The following is a 15,476-nucleotide window of genomic DNA, read 5'->3' as shown; positions in this document are numbered from 1 at the left end:
GCCGACTCCAGGACATCTATGCCGCAGAGCTTCGCCTTTCTGCTCGCTCTTCTGCTGGGACTGTCGATCACGGGCCCGGCAGCGGCGTCGGTGGAACTCACCGACGCCAGCAGCGGCATGCCGCTCAATGCGCATATCGAGTTGCTGGAAGACGCCCAAGGCACCCTGACCATCGACGACCTTGCCAGCCCTGAGCAGCAGTCGCGCTTTCAACCCGCTAACGGCCGAGCCAGTGTCGGCCAGAGCCTCAATCCCTGGTGGATCAAACTCACCCTGCAACGCGAAATGCACGCTCCCGCCTACTGGGTACTGGAGGTGGGCTCAGTGACGCAGCTGGACCTGCAGCTCTATCTCCCTGATGGCCAGGGTGGCTGGCAGTTGCGCCAGTCAGGCGAGCGAGTCCCCTTCAGCGAAAACCGCGACCACCCGTACCGACGCATGGTGTTCGACCTACCGACCCTGGGTGAGCAGCCAAAGACCCTCTACTTGCGTGCCTTCGACCCGGCAGGCAACTCCTTCCCGCTGCGAGTCTGGCAACTCGAAGACCTCACGCAACTGGCCACCCGCGAGAACCTGGCGCTCGGAGCTATCTATGGCGTGGTTTTCGCGCTGCTGTTGTACAACCTGTTCATCCTCATCTCGCTGCGCGACAAGGCCTATTTCTGGTATGTGCTGACCACTGCCTTCGCCCTGCTGTTCATCATGAGCATGACCGGCCATGGCGCACAGTACCTGTGGCCAAACCATGCGGTGCCGGCGTGGCTTGATCGCATCACCCTACCCTCGCTATGGGGCCTGTTCGCCAGCCGCTTCACCCAGACACTGTTGCAGACGCGTATCTACGTGCGCTGGGCGCATCACCTGCTGAACATGGCCTGCGTGATCTACCTGATCGCCATCGTTCTGACCCTGTTCGATCAGCGCTATCTCGCTGCCTGGGCCATCGCCCTGCTGTCGCTGACCAGCATCCCAGCAGCTCTGGGCAGCGCCGTGATCCGCTGGCGCCAGGGTTTCTTCCCAGCGCAGCTGTATCTGTACGGCTACGGGTTGGTCCTGGGCAGTGTCGCCATTCTGCTGCTGCGTACCACCGGCGTGCTGCAGCCGGCCGAGTGGAATGCCTACGTGTTCCCCCTGGCAGTGGCTGCCGAATCCATCCTGTTCTCCTTCGCCCTGGCCTATCGCATCCAGATCCTCAAGCAGGAGCGCGCCGTTGCCTTGCAACAGGCAGATCGCGAGAAAACCGCACGTTTGGCGCAACTGCAGGCCAGTGCCGATGAACTGCAAGCAGCAGTGACCGCACGCACCGCCGAGCTGGCCGCAACCAACGAGCAACTACGTGAACGCGAGCGTGAACTGCAGCACGCCGCCTTCCATGACTCGCTGACCGAACTGCCCAACCGGCGCTACCTGGTCGAGCGCTGCGAGTCGGCCCTGGCTCATGCAGAACGGCACAATGAAAGCGTGGCATTGCTGTTGATCGATCTAGACCATTTCAAACCGATCAATGACCGCTTCGGTCACGCCGCTGGCGACCTGATGCTGCAGGTAATCGCCAAGCGCCTGCGCGAGCACGTTCGCGCCGGTGATGCAGTTGCGCGCCTGGGCGGCGATGAGTTCGCCGCGCTGATCTGCGGTAGCGATGCCGAAAGCCAGGCTCGAGAGATCGCTGAGCGCTTGCTGGCCGAGCTATCCGAGCCCGTGCACTACGGCGCCGAGCGCCTGCGCGTAACCATCAGCATCGGCGTAGCGCTCTATCCGCGCCATGCGCAGAACTTCACCGGGCTGTACAAGGCGGCTGACATAGCCCTTTACCGGGTGAAGGAGCTGGGGCGCTCAGGTTCGCGCGTGCATGGCGACGATGGCGAGCTCAGCGAACAGGCCTGCCTGGAGCTGGATGTACTGAAAGTCCCCAGCGGGCTGGCCTGATCAGCCGATATAGCGCCGTGGCACCCGCACAGTGACCTTGCTCAGCAACTCGTAGCCGATAGTGCCGCACGCCGTGGCCACTTCATCCACCGGCAATTGGCTGCCCCACAGTTCCACCGGCGAATCGACATCGGCCTCCGGCAGATCCGTGATATCCACCGCCAGCATGTCCATCGACACCCTGCCCGCCAGCTTGGCGCGCTGCCCCTCGATCAATACCGGTGTACCGCTGGGCGCATGGCGTGGATAACCATCGGCATAACCGCAGCTGACCGTGGCAATACGCGAGGGGCGCTCGGCCACCCAGGCCGCGCCATAACCAACGCTTTCACCGACCGCCACCTCACGGACGGCGATCACCCGCGCAGCCAGGGTCATGGCCGGTTTCAGCCCCAATTCGCGCGCACTCAGTTCGGCGAATGGCGTGGCGCCGTAGAGCATGATGCCAGGGCGCAGCCAATCCATATGCGCCGCCGGAATGGTCAGCACGGCCGCCGAGTTGGCCAGCGAACGATGATTGAAATCCAGATCCAGCAGATCGAGAAAACGCTCGACCTGCAGCTCGGTCAGCGGATGGCCGCGCTCGTCGGCACAGGCGAAATGGCTGAGCAGGTTGAGCTCGGCAACCTGCTCGGCGTCTTCGAGCCGCGCATGCCACTCACGCAGGCTGGCGGCATCGAAACCGAGGCGGTGCATGCCAGAGTCGAGCTTGAGCCAGACGTTGAGAGGACGCACCAAATCACTGGCGATCAGCGCCTCGGCCTGCGCCGCGCTCTGTAGCACCAGATCCAGCCCCAGCTGCGCAGCGATGGCATATTCACTCGCCTCGAAGCAGCCCTCCAGCAGCAGGATACGCGCCTCACCGTGCATGGCGCGCACCTCGGCCGCCTCCTCCAGACAGGCCACGGCAAAGCCATCGGCAATCTCGTGCAACGCCGTGACCACCTCACGCACGCCATGCCCATAGGCATTGGCCTTGACCACGGCGAAGGCCTGACGCCCGGGTGCGCAGCGCTTGGCCACGGCGTAGTTATGAGCGATGGCAGAGAGGTCGACGATGGCGGCAAGCGGACGCATGACGGAAGGCCTGAACGAAAAACGGGCGCCCATCTTAACCGCTGGGCGCCCGTTTTCATTGATCTGTGCCGCTGCCGCGTTGCGCTGGAAACCGTAGCGAGCGCGGCAACGACCTATTCGTCCTCGAACTGGTAGCTACCCGGCGCCAGGTTCTCGAAGCGCGAATATTTGCCGAGGAAGGCCAGGCGTGCCGTACCCAGTGGGCCGTTACGCTGCTTGCCGATGATGATCTCGGCCACGCCCTTGTACTCGGTCTCCGGGTGGTACACCTCGTCGCGGTAGACGAACAGGATGATGTCGGCGTCCTGCTCGATCGCACCGGATTCGCGCAGGTCGGAGTTGATCGGGCGCTTGTTGGGGCGCTGCTCCAGGCCGCGGTTGAGCTGCGACAGGGCAATGACTGGGCAGTTGAATTCCTTGGCCAGACCCTTGAGCGAGCGAGAGATCTCGGAAATCTCGTTGACCCGACTATCGCCGCTGGAGCCAGGAATCTGCATCAACTGCAGGTAGTCGACCATGATCAGGCCGATCTCACCGTGCTCGCGTGCCAGACGCCGCGTGCGTGCGCGCATCTCGCTCGGGGAAATACCGGCGGTATCGTCGATGAACAGCTTGCGGTCGTTGAGCAGGTTGACCGCACTGGTCAGGCGCGGCCAGTCATCATCGTCGAGCTGACCCGCACGCACCTTGGTCTGGTCGATACGCCCCAACGAGGCGAGCATACGAATGACGATGGACTCCGACGGCATCTCCAGCGAGTAGACCAGAATCGCCTTGTCGCTGCGCATTAGCGCGTTTTCCACCAGGTTCATGGCGAAGGTGGTCTTACCCATCGACGGACGGCCGGCGACGATGATCATGTCGGCCGGCTGCAGGCCGCTGGTGAGGCCGTCAAGATCGTCGAAACCGGTCGACAGACCAGTGATCGCATCGCCGTTGTTGAACAGCGTGTCGATACGGTCGATGGCCTTGACCAGAATGTCGTTGATCCCCACCGGGCCGCCGGTCTTGGGACGGTCTTCGGCAATCTGGAAGATCAGACGCTCCGCTTCGTCGAGAATCTCCTCGCCCGTGCGGCCCTCCGGGGCGTAGGCGCTGTCGGCGATGTCGTTGCTGATGCTGATCAGTTTGCGCAGCGTGGCGCGCTCACGAATGATCTGCGCATAGGCCTTGATGTTGGCCACCGACGGCGTGTTCTTCGCCAGTTCGGCGAGATAAGCCAGACCACCGACTTGCGACAGCTGCCCTTCCTTGTCCAACTGCTCGGAAAGAGTCACCACGTCGAAGGGTTCGTTACGCTCGGCCAATTTGAAGATGGCGCGGAAGATCAACCGGTGGTCATGGCGATAGAAATCCACATCCGACACACCATCGAGCACACGCTCCCAGGCGTTGTTGTCGAGCATCAGGCCGCCGAGCACCGACTGTTCCGCCTCAATGGAGTGCGGAGGCACTTTCAGGGCGGCAGTCTGCAGGTCGTATTGCTCGGGAATGCTGATGTCGTTCATAGGCTCGGGAAGAAAATGCTGCGATAGAAAAACAAAGGGCACGGATCGCAGAGCGATACCGTGCCCGATTGTCAGCAGACCTACGCTACAGCGCAAGCCCGCTTGGCGGCTACTTGATTAAGCAGCGACCACTACCACCTTGACGGTGGCTTCGACGTCGGTATGCAGGTGCACAGCTACGTCGTATTCGCCAACCTGGCGAATGGTGCCGTTCGGCAGACGAACTTCAGCTTTGGCTACTTCCACGCCGGAGGCGGTCAGGGCGTCAGCGATGTCGTGGGTGCCGATGGAACCGAACAGCTTGCCTTCATCGCCAGCGGTGGCGGTGATGGTGACTTCCAGCTCTGCCAGCTGAGCAGCGCGAGATTCAGCGGAAGCTTTCTTCTCGGCAGCAGCTTTTTCCAGCTCGGCGCGACGTGCTTCGAAAGCAGCAACGTTGGCTTCGGTGGCAGCGGTGGCTTTGCCTTGCGGCAGCAGGAAGTTACGGCCGTAACCGGCTTTAACGTTCACTTTGTCGCCCAGGTTGCCCAGATTGGCGATTTTTTCCAGCAGGATGACTTCCATTTGGGTCTTACCTCTTAACTTTTAACCTTCACCGTTCGCAGAGCCCGGGCCATTCTTGCGCGCCAGGCGACCGCGAAAATCAAACAGACTGTCGACGATGGCCAAGACCACCAGTAACGGATAGATCAGCTGCATGAACAGCAGGAGCGTGATGTACATGCCCACCAGCCAAAAGCGAGCGAGCCCACCCTTTTCTACCAAGCCATGCACCAGGGCGATCCCGGCGAACAACAGCGGCACACTGCAAAGCGGCGTGAGCATGGCCAACTGCGGCCCCAGATTGGGACCTAGGATCATGCCCGCCAGCAGCAACAGCGCCTGCGGCAGCGGCAGTTTCAGGGCGCGGAACTCGCGACCAAAACCGCCAGGGTTGTACAACACGGCCTGCCAGTAACGCCCAAGGATCAGGCTCAGCAAGCTCAGAATCTGCAGCAAGGCCGCCAGCAATCCGGTCAGCACCGGTGCGATCAAAGCCTCGAGACGCTCGCGTTCACTCACCGACAATTGCTGGTGAGCCCCATCGAACATGGTCGGCAGTAGCTTCTGCAGCTCACCGGCCATGGCCGCGATGGGTTCGCGGAACACTGCCCCAAGGACAAATCCATACACCAGGCCCAGTGCCACACTGCTCAGCAGTATGCGGTTCCAGGTCCAGTTGGCGCGCAACAACAACGCCAACCCCAGCGCACCGACCAGCACCAGCAAGGTGCGCGGTTCGCCGAAATACCACCAGGCAATCGCCGGTAGCAGGGCCCAGGCCAGGATGCCGATGGCATCACTGGCTCCACGCCGCAGCAGAACCAGGCTGCCAGCGGCTGCACTCAACCAGAACAACAGCGGCATCGCTGCCGATCCCACCACCACGAGGGTGGCCTGCATACGGCCGCGCATGATGTATTCAGCCAGGGCGCGCATGCGATCTATTCCTTAACTCTTGTCGACTGTCCGGTCTCAGCGGCCGTGGCTGTCGGTGTAGGGCAGCAGGGCCAGGAAGCGGGCGCGCTTGATAGCGGTGGCCAGCTGACGCTGATAACGAGCCTTGGTACCGGTGATACGGCTAGGAACGATTTTGCCGGTTTCCGAGATGTAGGCTTTCAGGGTGTTGAGATCTTTGAAATCGATCTCTTTCACGTCTTCAGCGGTGAAGCGGCAGAATTTACGACGACGGAAGAAACGTGCCATGTGATTGGCTCCTCAATAGATCCGTGGATTACTCGTCAGCGTTGTCGCTGTCGTTGCTGTCGCTGTCATCGCCGTCGTTGGACTCGGCGTTTTCAGGACGTTCACGACGCTCGCGGCGCTCACTGCGGTTTTCTTCGGCCTTCAGCATCTCGGACTGGCCAGTGACGGCCTCGTCGCGACGGATGACCAGGTTACGGATCACGGCGTCGTTGTAGCGGAAGTTGTCTTCCAGCTCGGCCAGGGCCTTGCCGGTGCACTCTACGTTGAGCATCACGTAGTGGGCTTTGTGGACGTTGTTGATGGCGTAAGCCAGCTGACGACGGCCCCAATCTTCCAGGCGGTGAATCTTGCCACCGTCTTCTTCGATCAGCTTGGTGTAACGCTCGACCATGCCGCCGACTTGCTCGCTCTGGTCCGGGTGAACCAGAAAGATGATTTCGTAATGACGCATAAATGCTCCTTACGGGTTGTAGCCTGCCAACTAAGGTGGTCAGGCAAGGAGTGGGTTTTCTCGTGATGAGCTTGCCGGGCGGTAGGCGCGAAAAGGCCTGCCGTCACGGCAAGGGGCGCCATTCTAGAGAAGCCCCCTGCCGCACGCAAGACGAATTGGCGATTATTTGAGCAGTCAGCCCTTGCGCTTGGCCTGACGCTGACGCACCGCTTCGAACAGGCAGACCCCAGTGGCAACCGAGACGTTGAGGCTGCTGACACTGCCGGCCATGGGTAGCTTGACCAGATAATCGCAGTGCTCGCGGGTCAGGCGGCGCATGCCCTTGCCCTCCGCCCCCATGATCAGCACCGTTGGCCCGGTCATGTCCTGCTCATAGACCTCCTGCTCGGCCTCGCCAGCCGTACCCACCACCCACAGGCCGCGCTGCTGCAACTTCTCCAGACTGCGCGCCAGGTTGGTCACCGCCACCAGCGGAATCACCTCGGCAGCGCCACAAGCGACCTTGCGCACCGTGGCGTTGAGGGTTGCCGATTTATCCTTGGGCACGATCACCGCCAACGCGCCGGCGGCGTCCGCCGTGCGCAGGCAAGCCCCCAGATTGTGCGGGTCGGTCACGCCATCGAGCACCAACAGCAAAGGCGGGCCTTCGCAGCGATCGAGCAATTCCTCGAGCATCGCCTCGCCCCAGACCTGGCTGGGGCTGACGTCGGCAACCACACCCTGATGCACGCCCTCGACCCAGGCATCCATCTCACGGCGCTCGCACTGCCCGACTTTTACGCGAGACTGCGCAGCCAGCTCCAGCAAGGGTTGCACTCGAGGATCACTGCGACCATCGGCCAGCCAGACCTGCTTCACCCGCTTGGGGTGATGACGCAACAAGGCTTCTACGGCATGTACGCCGTAGATCTTTTCCAGATCACTCATGACTTGGCCTTACGCTTGCGCGGCTTACCGGCAGGCGGTGGGGCACTGTCGCCACGTCCGGAGCCTTTGCGCGAACCACCGGCCGGCTTGCTCGCCGACTTGCCGGCAGCACCTTTGCCACTCGCACCCTTGCCAGCCTTGGCGCCAGCCAACAACGCTTTCTTCACGTCCCGGCTTTTCTGCACATCGGTATTGCCCATGCCATTCGGCTTACCACCGCGACGCGCATCATCGCCCTTGCCGGCTTTGTCCTGACTCAGTTCGAAGTCGATCTTGCGCTCGTCCAGATCGACGCGCATTACCTTGACCTCGACACTGTCGCCAAGGCGGAAACTGCGGCCGCTACGCTCGCCGGACAGGCGATGGTGAACCGGATCGAAGTGGTAGTAGTCGGCCGGCAACGCGGTCACGTGCACCAGGCCCTCGACGTAGATGTCGCGCAGCTCGACAAAGATGCCGAAACCGGTCACGGCAGTGATCACACCGGCGAAGGTCTCACCGACGCGATCCTGCATGAACTCGCACTTGAGCCAGTTGACCACGTCACGCGTCGCCTCATCGGCACGGCGCTCGGTCATCGAGCACTGCTCGCCGAGTTTCTCCAGGGTCGCCTCGTCGTACGGATAGATGCGTGCCTTGGGCATGATCGCCGCACCCGCACGCTCGACGTGCTTGGTGTCGCGCTTGGAGCGGATCACGCTGCGAATGGCGCGGTGCACCAGCAGGTCGGGATAGCGCCGGATCGGCGAGGTGAAGTGGGTATAAGCCTCGTAATTGAGACCGAAGTGCCCTTCGTTCTGCGCGCTGTATACCGCCTGGCTCAGCGAACGCAGCATCACGGTCTGGATCAGGTGATAGTCCGGGCGCTCGCGAATGCTTTCCAGCAGTCGCTGGTAGTCCTTGGGCGACGGGCCATCCTTGGACTTGCCGCGCTGCAGCGAAAGCCCCAGTTCGCCGAGGAAGGCCTTGAGTTTTTCCAGACGTTCCAGCGGCGGGCCATCATGCACGCGGTACAGCGACGGGATCTCGTGATCCTGCATGAAGCGCGCAGTGGCCACGTTGGCGGCCAACATGCACTCTTCGATCAGCTTGTGCGCGTCGTTACGCTGGGTCGGGCGGATTTCGTCGATCTTGCGATCGGTACCGAAGACGATGCGCGTCTCCTGCGTCTCGAAATCGATGGCGCCGCGCTCGTGACGAGCAGCGACCAACACCTGGTACAGCGCATAGAGCTGGTTGAGGTGCGGCAGGACCTCCTTGTACTCGCCGCGCAGGGACTTGCCCTCGCTGCTCTTGGGGTCTTCCAGCATCAGGCTGACCTTGTTGTAGGTCAGGCGCGCATGGGAGTGGATCACCGCCTCGTAGAACTTGTAGTCGACCATCTGACCACTTTTGGACATGGTCATTTCGCAAACCATGGCCAGGCGATCAACGTGCGGATTGAGCGAGCACAGGCCGTTGGACAGCTCTTCGGGCAGCATCGGCACGACGCGCTCAGGGAAGTACACCGAGTTGCCACGCTCGACCGCCTCGGCGTCCAGCGCCGATCCGACCTTGACGTAGTGCGACACGTCGGCGATGGCCACGTAGAGCTTCCAGCCACCGGAGAACAGCTTCCAGCGGCTGCTGTTCTTCTCGCAGTATACGGCGTCGTCGAAGTCACGCGCGTCTTCACCATCGATGGTGACGAAGGGCAGATGACGCAGGTCGACGCGTTTCTCCTTGTCCTTCTCTTCCACTTCAGGCTTGAGCTTGCGCGCTTCCTTGACTACTGCCTCGGGCCAGACGTGCGGGATGTCGTAGCTGCGCAGCGCGACGTCGATCTCCATGCCCGGCGCCATGTAGTTGCCGATCACCTCGACGATGTCGCCCTGCGGCTGGAAGCGCGCGGTAGGCCAATGCGTAATCTTGATCTCGACGAACTGGCCGATGCGCGCACCGGCAGTACGGCCCGGCGTGACCAGCACTTCCTGCTGGATCTTGGGATTGTCGGCGACGACGAAACCGATGCCGTTCTCTTCGTAGTAACGGCCGACGATGCTCTCATGAGCGCGTTCGATCACCTCGACGATGCCGCCTTCACGGCGACCACGCCGGTCGAAACCCGCGACCCGCACCAACGCGCGATCGCGATCGAACACCAGGCGCATCTGCGCCGGGCTGAGGAACAGGTCGTCGCTGCCGTCATCCGGCACAAGGAAACCGAAGCCGTCGCGGTGGCCACTGATGCGGCCGCAGATCAGGTCGAGCTTGTCCACCGGGGCGTAAGTGCCGCGGCGGGTATAGATGAGTTGACCGTCACGCTCCATGGCGCGCAGACGGCGGCGCAGCGCTTCGAGCTGATCGTCGGTATGCAAACCGAACTCTTCGACCAGTTGTTCACGACTGGCAGGCGCGCCGCGCTCGGCCAGGTGTGAAAGGATCAGCTCACGGCTGGGGATGGGGTTGTCGTATTTTTCCGCCTCGCGGGCGGCCTCGGGATCGAGGGATTGCCAATCGGCCATGTAAGGAGGATTACCTGTGCTTATGTATAAAGGTGTATGCCATATGCCTATTGAAGCGCGAAAAAGGCATCCGGGGCAGCTTTTCCGGTGACAATAATTTTTTTGGGGTCAGGGGTTTACAAGGTAAATGCCCGCCCGTATAGTTCGCGCCCACAGCGTCGAGCAGACGTTGTAACACGAAGCAGATGATTATTCATCGGTTTCTGTGCCCAGGTGGCGGAATTGGTAGACGCGCTGGTTTCAGGTATCAGTGACTTAACGGTCGTGGAAGTTCGAGTCTTCTCCTGGGCACCAAATTCGTGAAGTGGTCTGATAAGCCATTTTGCAAATAACGGATGCAACGCTCCGTGTCGGTAACGACGAACATTGCTGCAGTGCCCAGGTGGCGGAATTGGTAGACGCGCTGGTTTCAGGTATCAGTGGCTTAACGGCCGTGGAAGTTCGAGTCTTCTCCTGGGCACCAAAATTCAAAAAACCGAGTCGCATGACTCGGTTTTTTATTGCCCACAAAAAACGCAGGAGCGAGCTCTGCTCGCGAACTCTTGCCAGACCGTAGGGCGGACTAAGGAGCGCCAGCGAACAGTCCGCCAGCGCTCCGCCAGGCAACTAAAATCTCTGCGTCGGCGTACTGCCTTCGGCGAGTATGCCCTACGATCCCTCTTGCAAAAGCTTCGCGAGCAGAGCTCGCTCCTACACAGCCCCTCAGACCTTGAATTGCCCCAGGCTGGCCTTGAGCTGCGCTGCCAACTCATCCAACGCGCGCGCATTGCCGGCAATCGCAGTCACCGCCTCGGCCGCACGCTGCGCTTCGGCATGAATGGTCTCGACACGCCCGCGTACCGCTCCCGCACCGTCCGCCTGATGTGCCGCCGCCTGAGTGGCTGCATTGATGGCACCATGCACTTCGTCTACCGACTGCTGCACCGACTGCTGCAGGCGCGCACTGTCACGCAGCACCTGCAGCCCTTCACTTCCTTGCGCGCCTGCCTGGGCGATGGCGGCAACCGCCTCTTGCGCGCCCCGCTGTAGCGCAGCGATATGGGTCTGGATATCGCCAGTGGACTGCTGAGTCTTGCTCGCCAGCGCCCGCACCTCGTCGGCCACTACCGCAAAACCACGCCCACTCTCACCAGCCCGCGCCGCCTCGATGGCCGCGTTGAGCGCGAGCAGGTTGGTCTGCTCGGCAATTGATTGGATCACCGTCAGCACCACCTCGATCTGCTCGCTCTGCTTGGCCAGGCGCTCGATCACTGCCGAGCCATCGGCCACCCGCGCCACCAAGCCTTCGATCAGCACTGACAGACGCTGAGCGATAGCCGCATTTTCATGCGCAGCCTGGCGGATGGTGTCGACGCGCTGCAGCGCATCCTGCATGGCCTGGCTTTCCGCCTGCGCCTCGTCGGCCATTTGCTCCAACGCCTGCAGGCTGCCCGCCACCTCATCGCACTGACGACCAGCAGCGGCCTCGGCCGCCACACCGCGCTGAGTCAGGCTGCGGATCTGCTCGCCAGTGCGCAACGCCACCTCGCCAGACTCACGCACGATGGGCTGCAGTTTGGCGATGAAGCGATTGACCGCATCGGCCATTTCGCCAACTTCATCCTGACTGTCGATGCTCACACGCCGTGTCAGATCGCCCTCGCCCGCCGCCAGGTCATTGAGCGCCGCACTGAGCAGACGCAGGCGACTCAGCACTCGCCAGCCCAATACCAGGGCGACCATTACCATTGCCAACGCCCCCACGATCAACAAGCCGAGGGCGATGTTCCAACGCAGCGAATCCGCCGCCACGCGCACCGACTCACCACCGTTGCGCGCCATTTCCTGGGTGTAGCGCTCGGCCGACTGCAGGCGCTCACGCAGCGCGCCGGTCGCTTCTTCGGAAGCGCCAGCCAGACTGCTATCGACCAGTTCACCAGCACCGCTGACCAACGCCGCAAAGCGGCCGTCCAGCGCGGTCAATTCCTTCTCCACCAGATCCAGCGACAGGCCCATCTGCACCTTGCCGATCGACGCTCCCATCGGGCTGATTTGCGCCTCAACCACGTACACGCGCGGATCACGCGACGCAGCTTCGACCAGCTTCTCCAGCGGAGAGTCACCCTGCCCGGCAGCGACCAGCTCGCGTACCTGTGCATTACTGCGATTGAAATTGCGCGTCAGGCGCTTGCCTTCGGCGTCATAGATGATGGCGAATAGCACCGCTGGGTCCTGCTGGGCGATTCGGGTAAGCGCCGTCAGCGCAGGAATGTCCAGATCCCAGATGGACTTCGGCGCAACACCCGCCAGCAGTTGTGCCAGCGCCTGACCGGATTGCTTGAGGTTACCCTCCAGCACCGCACGCAGTTGCGCCTGCTCGCTCTTCAACTGGGTGGAAAGCCCTTCGCCCAGGCGAGTGCGGGTGCTGCTCGACAAGGCCGCAAGTCCCTGACTCATCTCGCGCTCGGCCATGTTCAGCTCTTCACCGAGGCGCCGGCTCTCACCGCCCAGGCGCTGCGCCAGATCCTCGACCATGCCATCGACCGACGCACGCATCAGCCAGACAGCCAAGCCAACCTGCACCAACATGGCCAGACCAAGCGCAACGAACACCGGACGCAGCAGACGGCTACGCAACATGGAAACGATGGCGAACACGGGGGACACTCCTCAACGACCGTAACAGCTATAACGGCGACTTCCGGGATTTATTGAATACAAGCAAAGCGCATGCCCAGCACCCCTGCCAGAGCCCCGTACGGGCGAGCACAAAAAAGCCGCCCGAAGGCGGCTCCTCTGCGACTCGAGAATCTCTCGATCAGGCAAACGGATGACGCAGCACGATGGTCTCGTTGCGGTCCGGGCCGGTGGAGATGATGTCGATCGGCGCACCGACCAGCTCTTCCACACGCTTGATGTAGGCACGCGCAGCGGCCGGCAAGTCTTCCAAGGTCTTGGCGCCCAGGGTGGATTCGCTCCAGCCCGGCATTTCCTCGTAGACCGGCTGCAGGCCGATGTAGCTGTCGGCGTCGGTCGGCGCATCGACCAGCACCTGGCCGTTGGCATCCTTGTAGCCGGTACAGATACGGATGGTTTCCAGACCGTCGAGCACGTCAAGCTTGGTCAGGCACAGACCGGAGATGCTGTTGATCTCGATGGCGCGACGCAGGATCACTGCGTCGAACCAGCCGCAGCGGCGGGCACGACCGGTGGTGGCGCCGAACTCGTGGCCACGCTTGGCGAGGAAGGCGCCGACATCGTCAAACAGCTCGGTCGGGAACGGACCGGAGCCAACACGGGTGGTGTAGGCCTTGGTGATGCCGAGGATGTAATCCAGGTACAGCGGGCCGAAACCGGAGCCAGTTGCAATGCCGCCAGCAGTGGTGTTGGAGCTGGTGACGTAGGGGTAGGTACCGTGGTCGATATCCAGCAGGGAGCCCTGGGCGCCTTCGAACATGATGTCCTTGCCGCCACGACGCAGGTCATGCAGCACCGCAGTGACATCAGCCATCATCGGCTTGAGCAGCTCGGCGTATTCCATGCACTCATCCAGGGTCTTCTGGAAGTCGATGGCCGGCTCTTTGTAGAAATTGACCAGCTGGAAGTTGTGGTAGTCCAGCAGCTCGCCCAGCTTGGCGGCGAAACGCTCGCGGTGGAACAGGTCACCGACACGCAGACCGCGACGCGCGACCTTGTCTTCGTATGCCGGGCCGATACCGCGACCGGTAGTCCCGATCTTGGCGTCACCGCGGGCCTTTTCGCGCGCCTGATCCAGCGCTACGTGGTAAGACAGGATCAGCGGGCAGGCCGGGCTGATACGCAGGCGCTCACGCACCGGCACACCCTTCTCTTCCAGCTTGGTGATTTCGCGCATCAGGGCGTCGGGCGCCACGACCACACCGTTACCGATCAGGCACTCGACGCCAGCACGCAGGATGCCGGACGGAATCAGGTGCAGGACGGTCTTCTCACCGTTGATCACCAGGGTGTGACCCGCGTTGTGACCACCCTGATAACGCACGACTGCAGCGGCCTGCTCGGTGAGCAGGTCGACGATCTTGCCCTTGCCCTCATCACCCCATTGGGTGCCCAGGACGACGACATTCTTACCCATAAACTTGTCCTCTTCGCGCAAGCTTCGATGCCGGCCGCGGGCCGGCGAAAATGAATTCAGGACGCCAGGGGCGCCACCTGCCAACGTCCATCACGCAGCGCCAGCAGGCGATCACAGCCCGCCTCGCGCGCATCGGCCTCGCTCTGCCCGGGCAGCGCCTGTACCACGCGCTCGCCCTCACCACGCAGACGACGAACGGCCTGCCACAGATAGAGATCATGATTGTCCGGCGCCCAGACGCCACTGACCGCCTCATCCACACGCATGTCACCCAGGGTGACCAGGGTCTTCAGGTCCGTGGAGAAGCCAGTAGCTGGGCGTGCACGACCGAATACCGCGCCGGTATCGTCGTAACGACCACCCTGAGCGATGGCTCCGCCCTCGCCCGGCACGAACGCGGCGAACACCGCTCCTGTGTGATAGTTGTAGCCGCGCAACTCGCCCAGGTCGAAGTACAGCGGCAGCTCCGGATAGCGCAGCTCCAGCGCATCGGCGATAGCCACCAGCTCATCGAGCGCAGCGTGTACCGCCTCCGGCGCCTCGACCAACACGGCCTGAGCCAGGTCCAGCACCTCGCGGCCACCGCATAGCTCGGCAAGCGAGCGCAGCATGCTGCCCAGCCCTGCCGGCAATGCCGCGGTCAGGCTTTCGATTTCATCCATCGCCTTGCGCTGCAGCGCATCGAACAACTGCTGCTCAGCTTCGCCGGACAGCCCAGCGGCATGCGCCAGACCACGATAGATGCCGACATGGCCGAGATCCATGTGCACGTCCGGCACCGCAGCCAGCTCGAGGGTCTCCACCAGCAGGCTAATCACTTCGATATCACTGGCCGGACTGGCGTCGCCATAGAGCTCGGCCCCCAGCTGGATAGGACTACGCGACGTGGTCAAGGCACGCGGCTGCGCATGCAGCACGCTGCCGGCATAGCAAAGACGGCTCGGCCCTTCACGGCGCAAGGTGTGGGCGTCGATGCGCGCCACCTGCGGGGTGATGTCGGCACGAAAGCCCATCTGCCGACCGGACAGCGGATCGGTGACCTTGAAGGTGCGCAGGTCAAGATCCTGGCCGGCGCCAGTCAGCAGGGATTCCAGGTACTCGATATGGGGGGTGACGACGAACTCGTAACCCCAACGTTGGAACAGATCCAGCACCTGACGGCGTGCCGCCTCGATGCGTGCCGCTTCCGGCGGCAGTACTTCTTCGATGCCATCTGGCAGCAGCCAGCGGTCTACCGTTGCCAT

Annotated in this window: 12 protein-coding genes, 2 tRNA genes and 1 pseudogene; 3 read left to right on the top strand and 12 right to left on the bottom strand. The window is 62.4% G+C overall.

The genetic code is table 11. From position 1 onward, the window contains the following. Positions 1 to 18 precede the first annotated feature (18 nt). Entirely contained in the window at positions 19 to 1,926 is a 1,908-nt protein-coding gene (locus ACNFCJ_RS05355) for a diguanylate cyclase domain-containing protein (RefSeq protein ID WP_416770207.1), read from the top strand. Here ACNFCJ_RS05355 and alr read toward each other — a convergent pair whose 3' ends face one another. The 8 genes from alr to rnr all read right to left on the bottom strand — a co-directional run bounded on the left by alr (position 1,927) and on the right by rnr (position 10,139). Further along, positions 1,927 to 3,003, bottom strand: coding sequence for an alanine racemase (gene alr, locus ACNFCJ_RS05350; protein ID WP_125878967.1), 1,077 nt, complete (start codon positions 3,001 to 3,003; stop codon positions 1,927 to 1,929). It lies immediately after the preceding gene. Between the two features lie 113 nt (positions 3,004 to 3,116). Beyond that, positions 3,117 to 4,511, bottom strand: a complete 1,395-nt coding sequence (gene dnaB / locus ACNFCJ_RS05345; RefSeq protein WP_106732521.1) for a replicative DNA helicase — start codon at positions 4,509 to 4,511, stop codon at positions 3,117 to 3,119. 117 nt (positions 4,512 to 4,628) lie between these two features. Continuing rightward, positions 4,629 to 5,075: a 50S ribosomal protein L9 gene (rplI, locus tag ACNFCJ_RS05340; RefSeq protein WP_017678673.1), complete on the bottom strand. Its 447-nt coding sequence runs from the start codon at positions 5,073 to 5,075 to the stop codon at positions 4,629 to 4,631. Between the two features lie 21 nt (positions 5,076 to 5,096). After that, on the bottom strand, positions 5,097 to 5,990 hold the full coding sequence (locus ACNFCJ_RS05335; protein ID WP_416770205.1) for a hypothetical protein: 894 nt from the start codon (positions 5,988 to 5,990) through the stop codon (positions 5,097 to 5,099). A gap of 36 nt (positions 5,991 to 6,026) precedes the next feature. Next, complete coding sequence (gene rpsR / locus ACNFCJ_RS05330) at positions 6,027 to 6,257, bottom strand: 30S ribosomal protein S18 (protein WP_003246847.1); 231 nt, start codon at positions 6,255 to 6,257, stop codon at positions 6,027 to 6,029. A 28-nt stretch (positions 6,258 to 6,285) separates the two neighbouring features. Further along, positions 6,286 to 6,708: a 30S ribosomal protein S6 gene (rpsF, locus tag ACNFCJ_RS05325; protein WP_003246846.1), complete on the bottom strand. Its 423-nt coding sequence runs from the start codon at positions 6,706 to 6,708 to the stop codon at positions 6,286 to 6,288. A 174-nt stretch (positions 6,709 to 6,882) separates the two neighbouring features. Further along, positions 6,883 to 7,635, bottom strand: a complete 753-nt coding sequence (gene rlmB / locus ACNFCJ_RS05320; RefSeq protein WP_316913982.1) for a 23S rRNA (guanosine(2251)-2'-O)-methyltransferase RlmB — start codon at positions 7,633 to 7,635, stop codon at positions 6,883 to 6,885. Continuing rightward, positions 7,632 to 10,139 (bottom strand): ribonuclease R, encoded by a 2,508-nt coding sequence (rnr, locus tag ACNFCJ_RS05315; RefSeq protein ID WP_416770204.1) that lies wholly within the window; start codon positions 10,137 to 10,139, stop codon positions 7,632 to 7,634. Before rnr ends, rlmB begins: the two co-directional genes overlap by 4 nt. Positions 10,140 to 10,346: 207 nt before the next feature. Between rnr and ACNFCJ_RS05310 the strand changes: the two genes are divergently transcribed. Together ACNFCJ_RS05310 and ACNFCJ_RS05305 are read left to right on the top strand one after the other, a co-directional pair. Then, positions 10,347 to 10,433 (top strand) — tRNA-Leu (locus tag ACNFCJ_RS05310). Positions 10,434 to 10,515: 82 nt separating this feature from the next. Then, positions 10,516 to 10,602: transfer RNA gene (locus ACNFCJ_RS05305), tRNA-Leu, on the top strand. A gap of 239 nt (positions 10,603 to 10,841) precedes the next feature. On the opposite strand, the gene ACNFCJ_RS05300 is transcribed toward ACNFCJ_RS05305, so the two are convergent. From ACNFCJ_RS05300 to ACNFCJ_RS05285, 4 genes and pseudogenes are all read right to left on the bottom strand, one after another. After that, positions 10,842 to 11,726, bottom strand: a complete 885-nt coding sequence (locus ACNFCJ_RS05300; protein ID WP_416770350.1) for a methyl-accepting chemotaxis protein — start codon at positions 11,724 to 11,726, stop codon at positions 10,842 to 10,844. Continuing rightward, positions 11,700 to 11,861 (bottom strand): annotated as a pseudogene (locus tag ACNFCJ_RS05295) (HAMP domain-containing protein); the annotation flags it as partial. The gene ACNFCJ_RS05300 and the pseudogene ACNFCJ_RS05295, both read right to left, overlap by 27 nt. Positions 11,862 to 12,936: 1,075 nt before the next feature. Next, positions 12,937 to 14,232: an adenylosuccinate synthase gene (locus ACNFCJ_RS05290; protein WP_416770203.1), complete on the bottom strand. Its 1,296-nt coding sequence runs from the start codon at positions 14,230 to 14,232 to the stop codon at positions 12,937 to 12,939. A gap of 56 nt (positions 14,233 to 14,288) precedes the next feature. Further along, on the bottom strand, positions 14,289 to 15,476 hold the full coding sequence (locus ACNFCJ_RS05285) for an ATP phosphoribosyltransferase regulatory subunit (protein WP_416770201.1): 1,188 nt from the start codon (positions 15,474 to 15,476) through the stop codon (positions 14,289 to 14,291).

The organism is Pseudomonas sp. NY15364, assembly GCF_048068235.1.
GTDB lineage: Bacteria > Pseudomonadota > Gammaproteobacteria > Pseudomonadales > Pseudomonadaceae > Aquipseudomonas > Aquipseudomonas mendocina_D.
Note: the sequence above shows the minus strand (reverse complement) of the source record. Positions and strands in the feature narration are given on the sequence as shown.

Coding starts and splice junctions, on each gene's coding strand:
- ACNFCJ_RS05355 (WP_416770207.1), top strand. CDS start 19: ATGCCGCAGAGCTTCGCCTTTCTGCTCGCTCTTCTGCTGGGACTGTCG.
- alr (WP_125878967.1), bottom strand. CDS start 3,003: ATGCGTCCGCTTGCCGCCATCGTCGACCTCTCTGCCATCGCTCATAAC.
- dnaB (WP_106732521.1), bottom strand. CDS start 4,511: ATGAACGACATCAGCATTCCCGAGCAATACGACCTGCAGACTGCCGCC.
- rplI (WP_017678673.1), bottom strand. CDS start 5,075: ATGGAAGTCATCCTGCTGGAAAAAATCGCCAATCTGGGCAACCTGGGC.
- ACNFCJ_RS05335 (WP_416770205.1), bottom strand. CDS start 5,990: ATGCGCGCCCTGGCTGAATACATCATGCGCGGCCGTATGCAGGCCACC.
- rpsR (WP_003246847.1), bottom strand. CDS start 6,257: ATGGCACGTTTCTTCCGTCGTCGTAAATTCTGCCGCTTCACCGCTGAA.
- rpsF (WP_003246846.1), bottom strand. CDS start 6,708: ATGCGTCATTACGAAATCATCTTTCTGGTTCACCCGGACCAGAGCGAG.
- rlmB (WP_316913982.1), bottom strand. CDS start 7,635: ATGAGTGATCTGGAAAAGATCTACGGCGTACATGCCGTAGAAGCCTTG.
- rnr (WP_416770204.1), bottom strand. CDS start 10,139: ATGGCCGATTGGCAATCCCTCGATCCCGAGGCCGCCCGCGAGGCGGAA.
- ACNFCJ_RS05300 (WP_416770350.1), bottom strand. CDS start 11,726: ATGGCCGATGCGGTCAATCGCTTCATCGCCAAACTGCAGCCCATCGTG.
- ACNFCJ_RS05290 (WP_416770203.1), bottom strand. CDS start 14,232: ATGGGTAAGAATGTCGTCGTCCTGGGCACCCAATGGGGTGATGAGGGC.
- ACNFCJ_RS05285 (WP_416770201.1), bottom strand. CDS start 15,476: ATGGCAACGGTAGACCGCTGGCTGCTGCCAGATGGCATCGAAGAAGTA.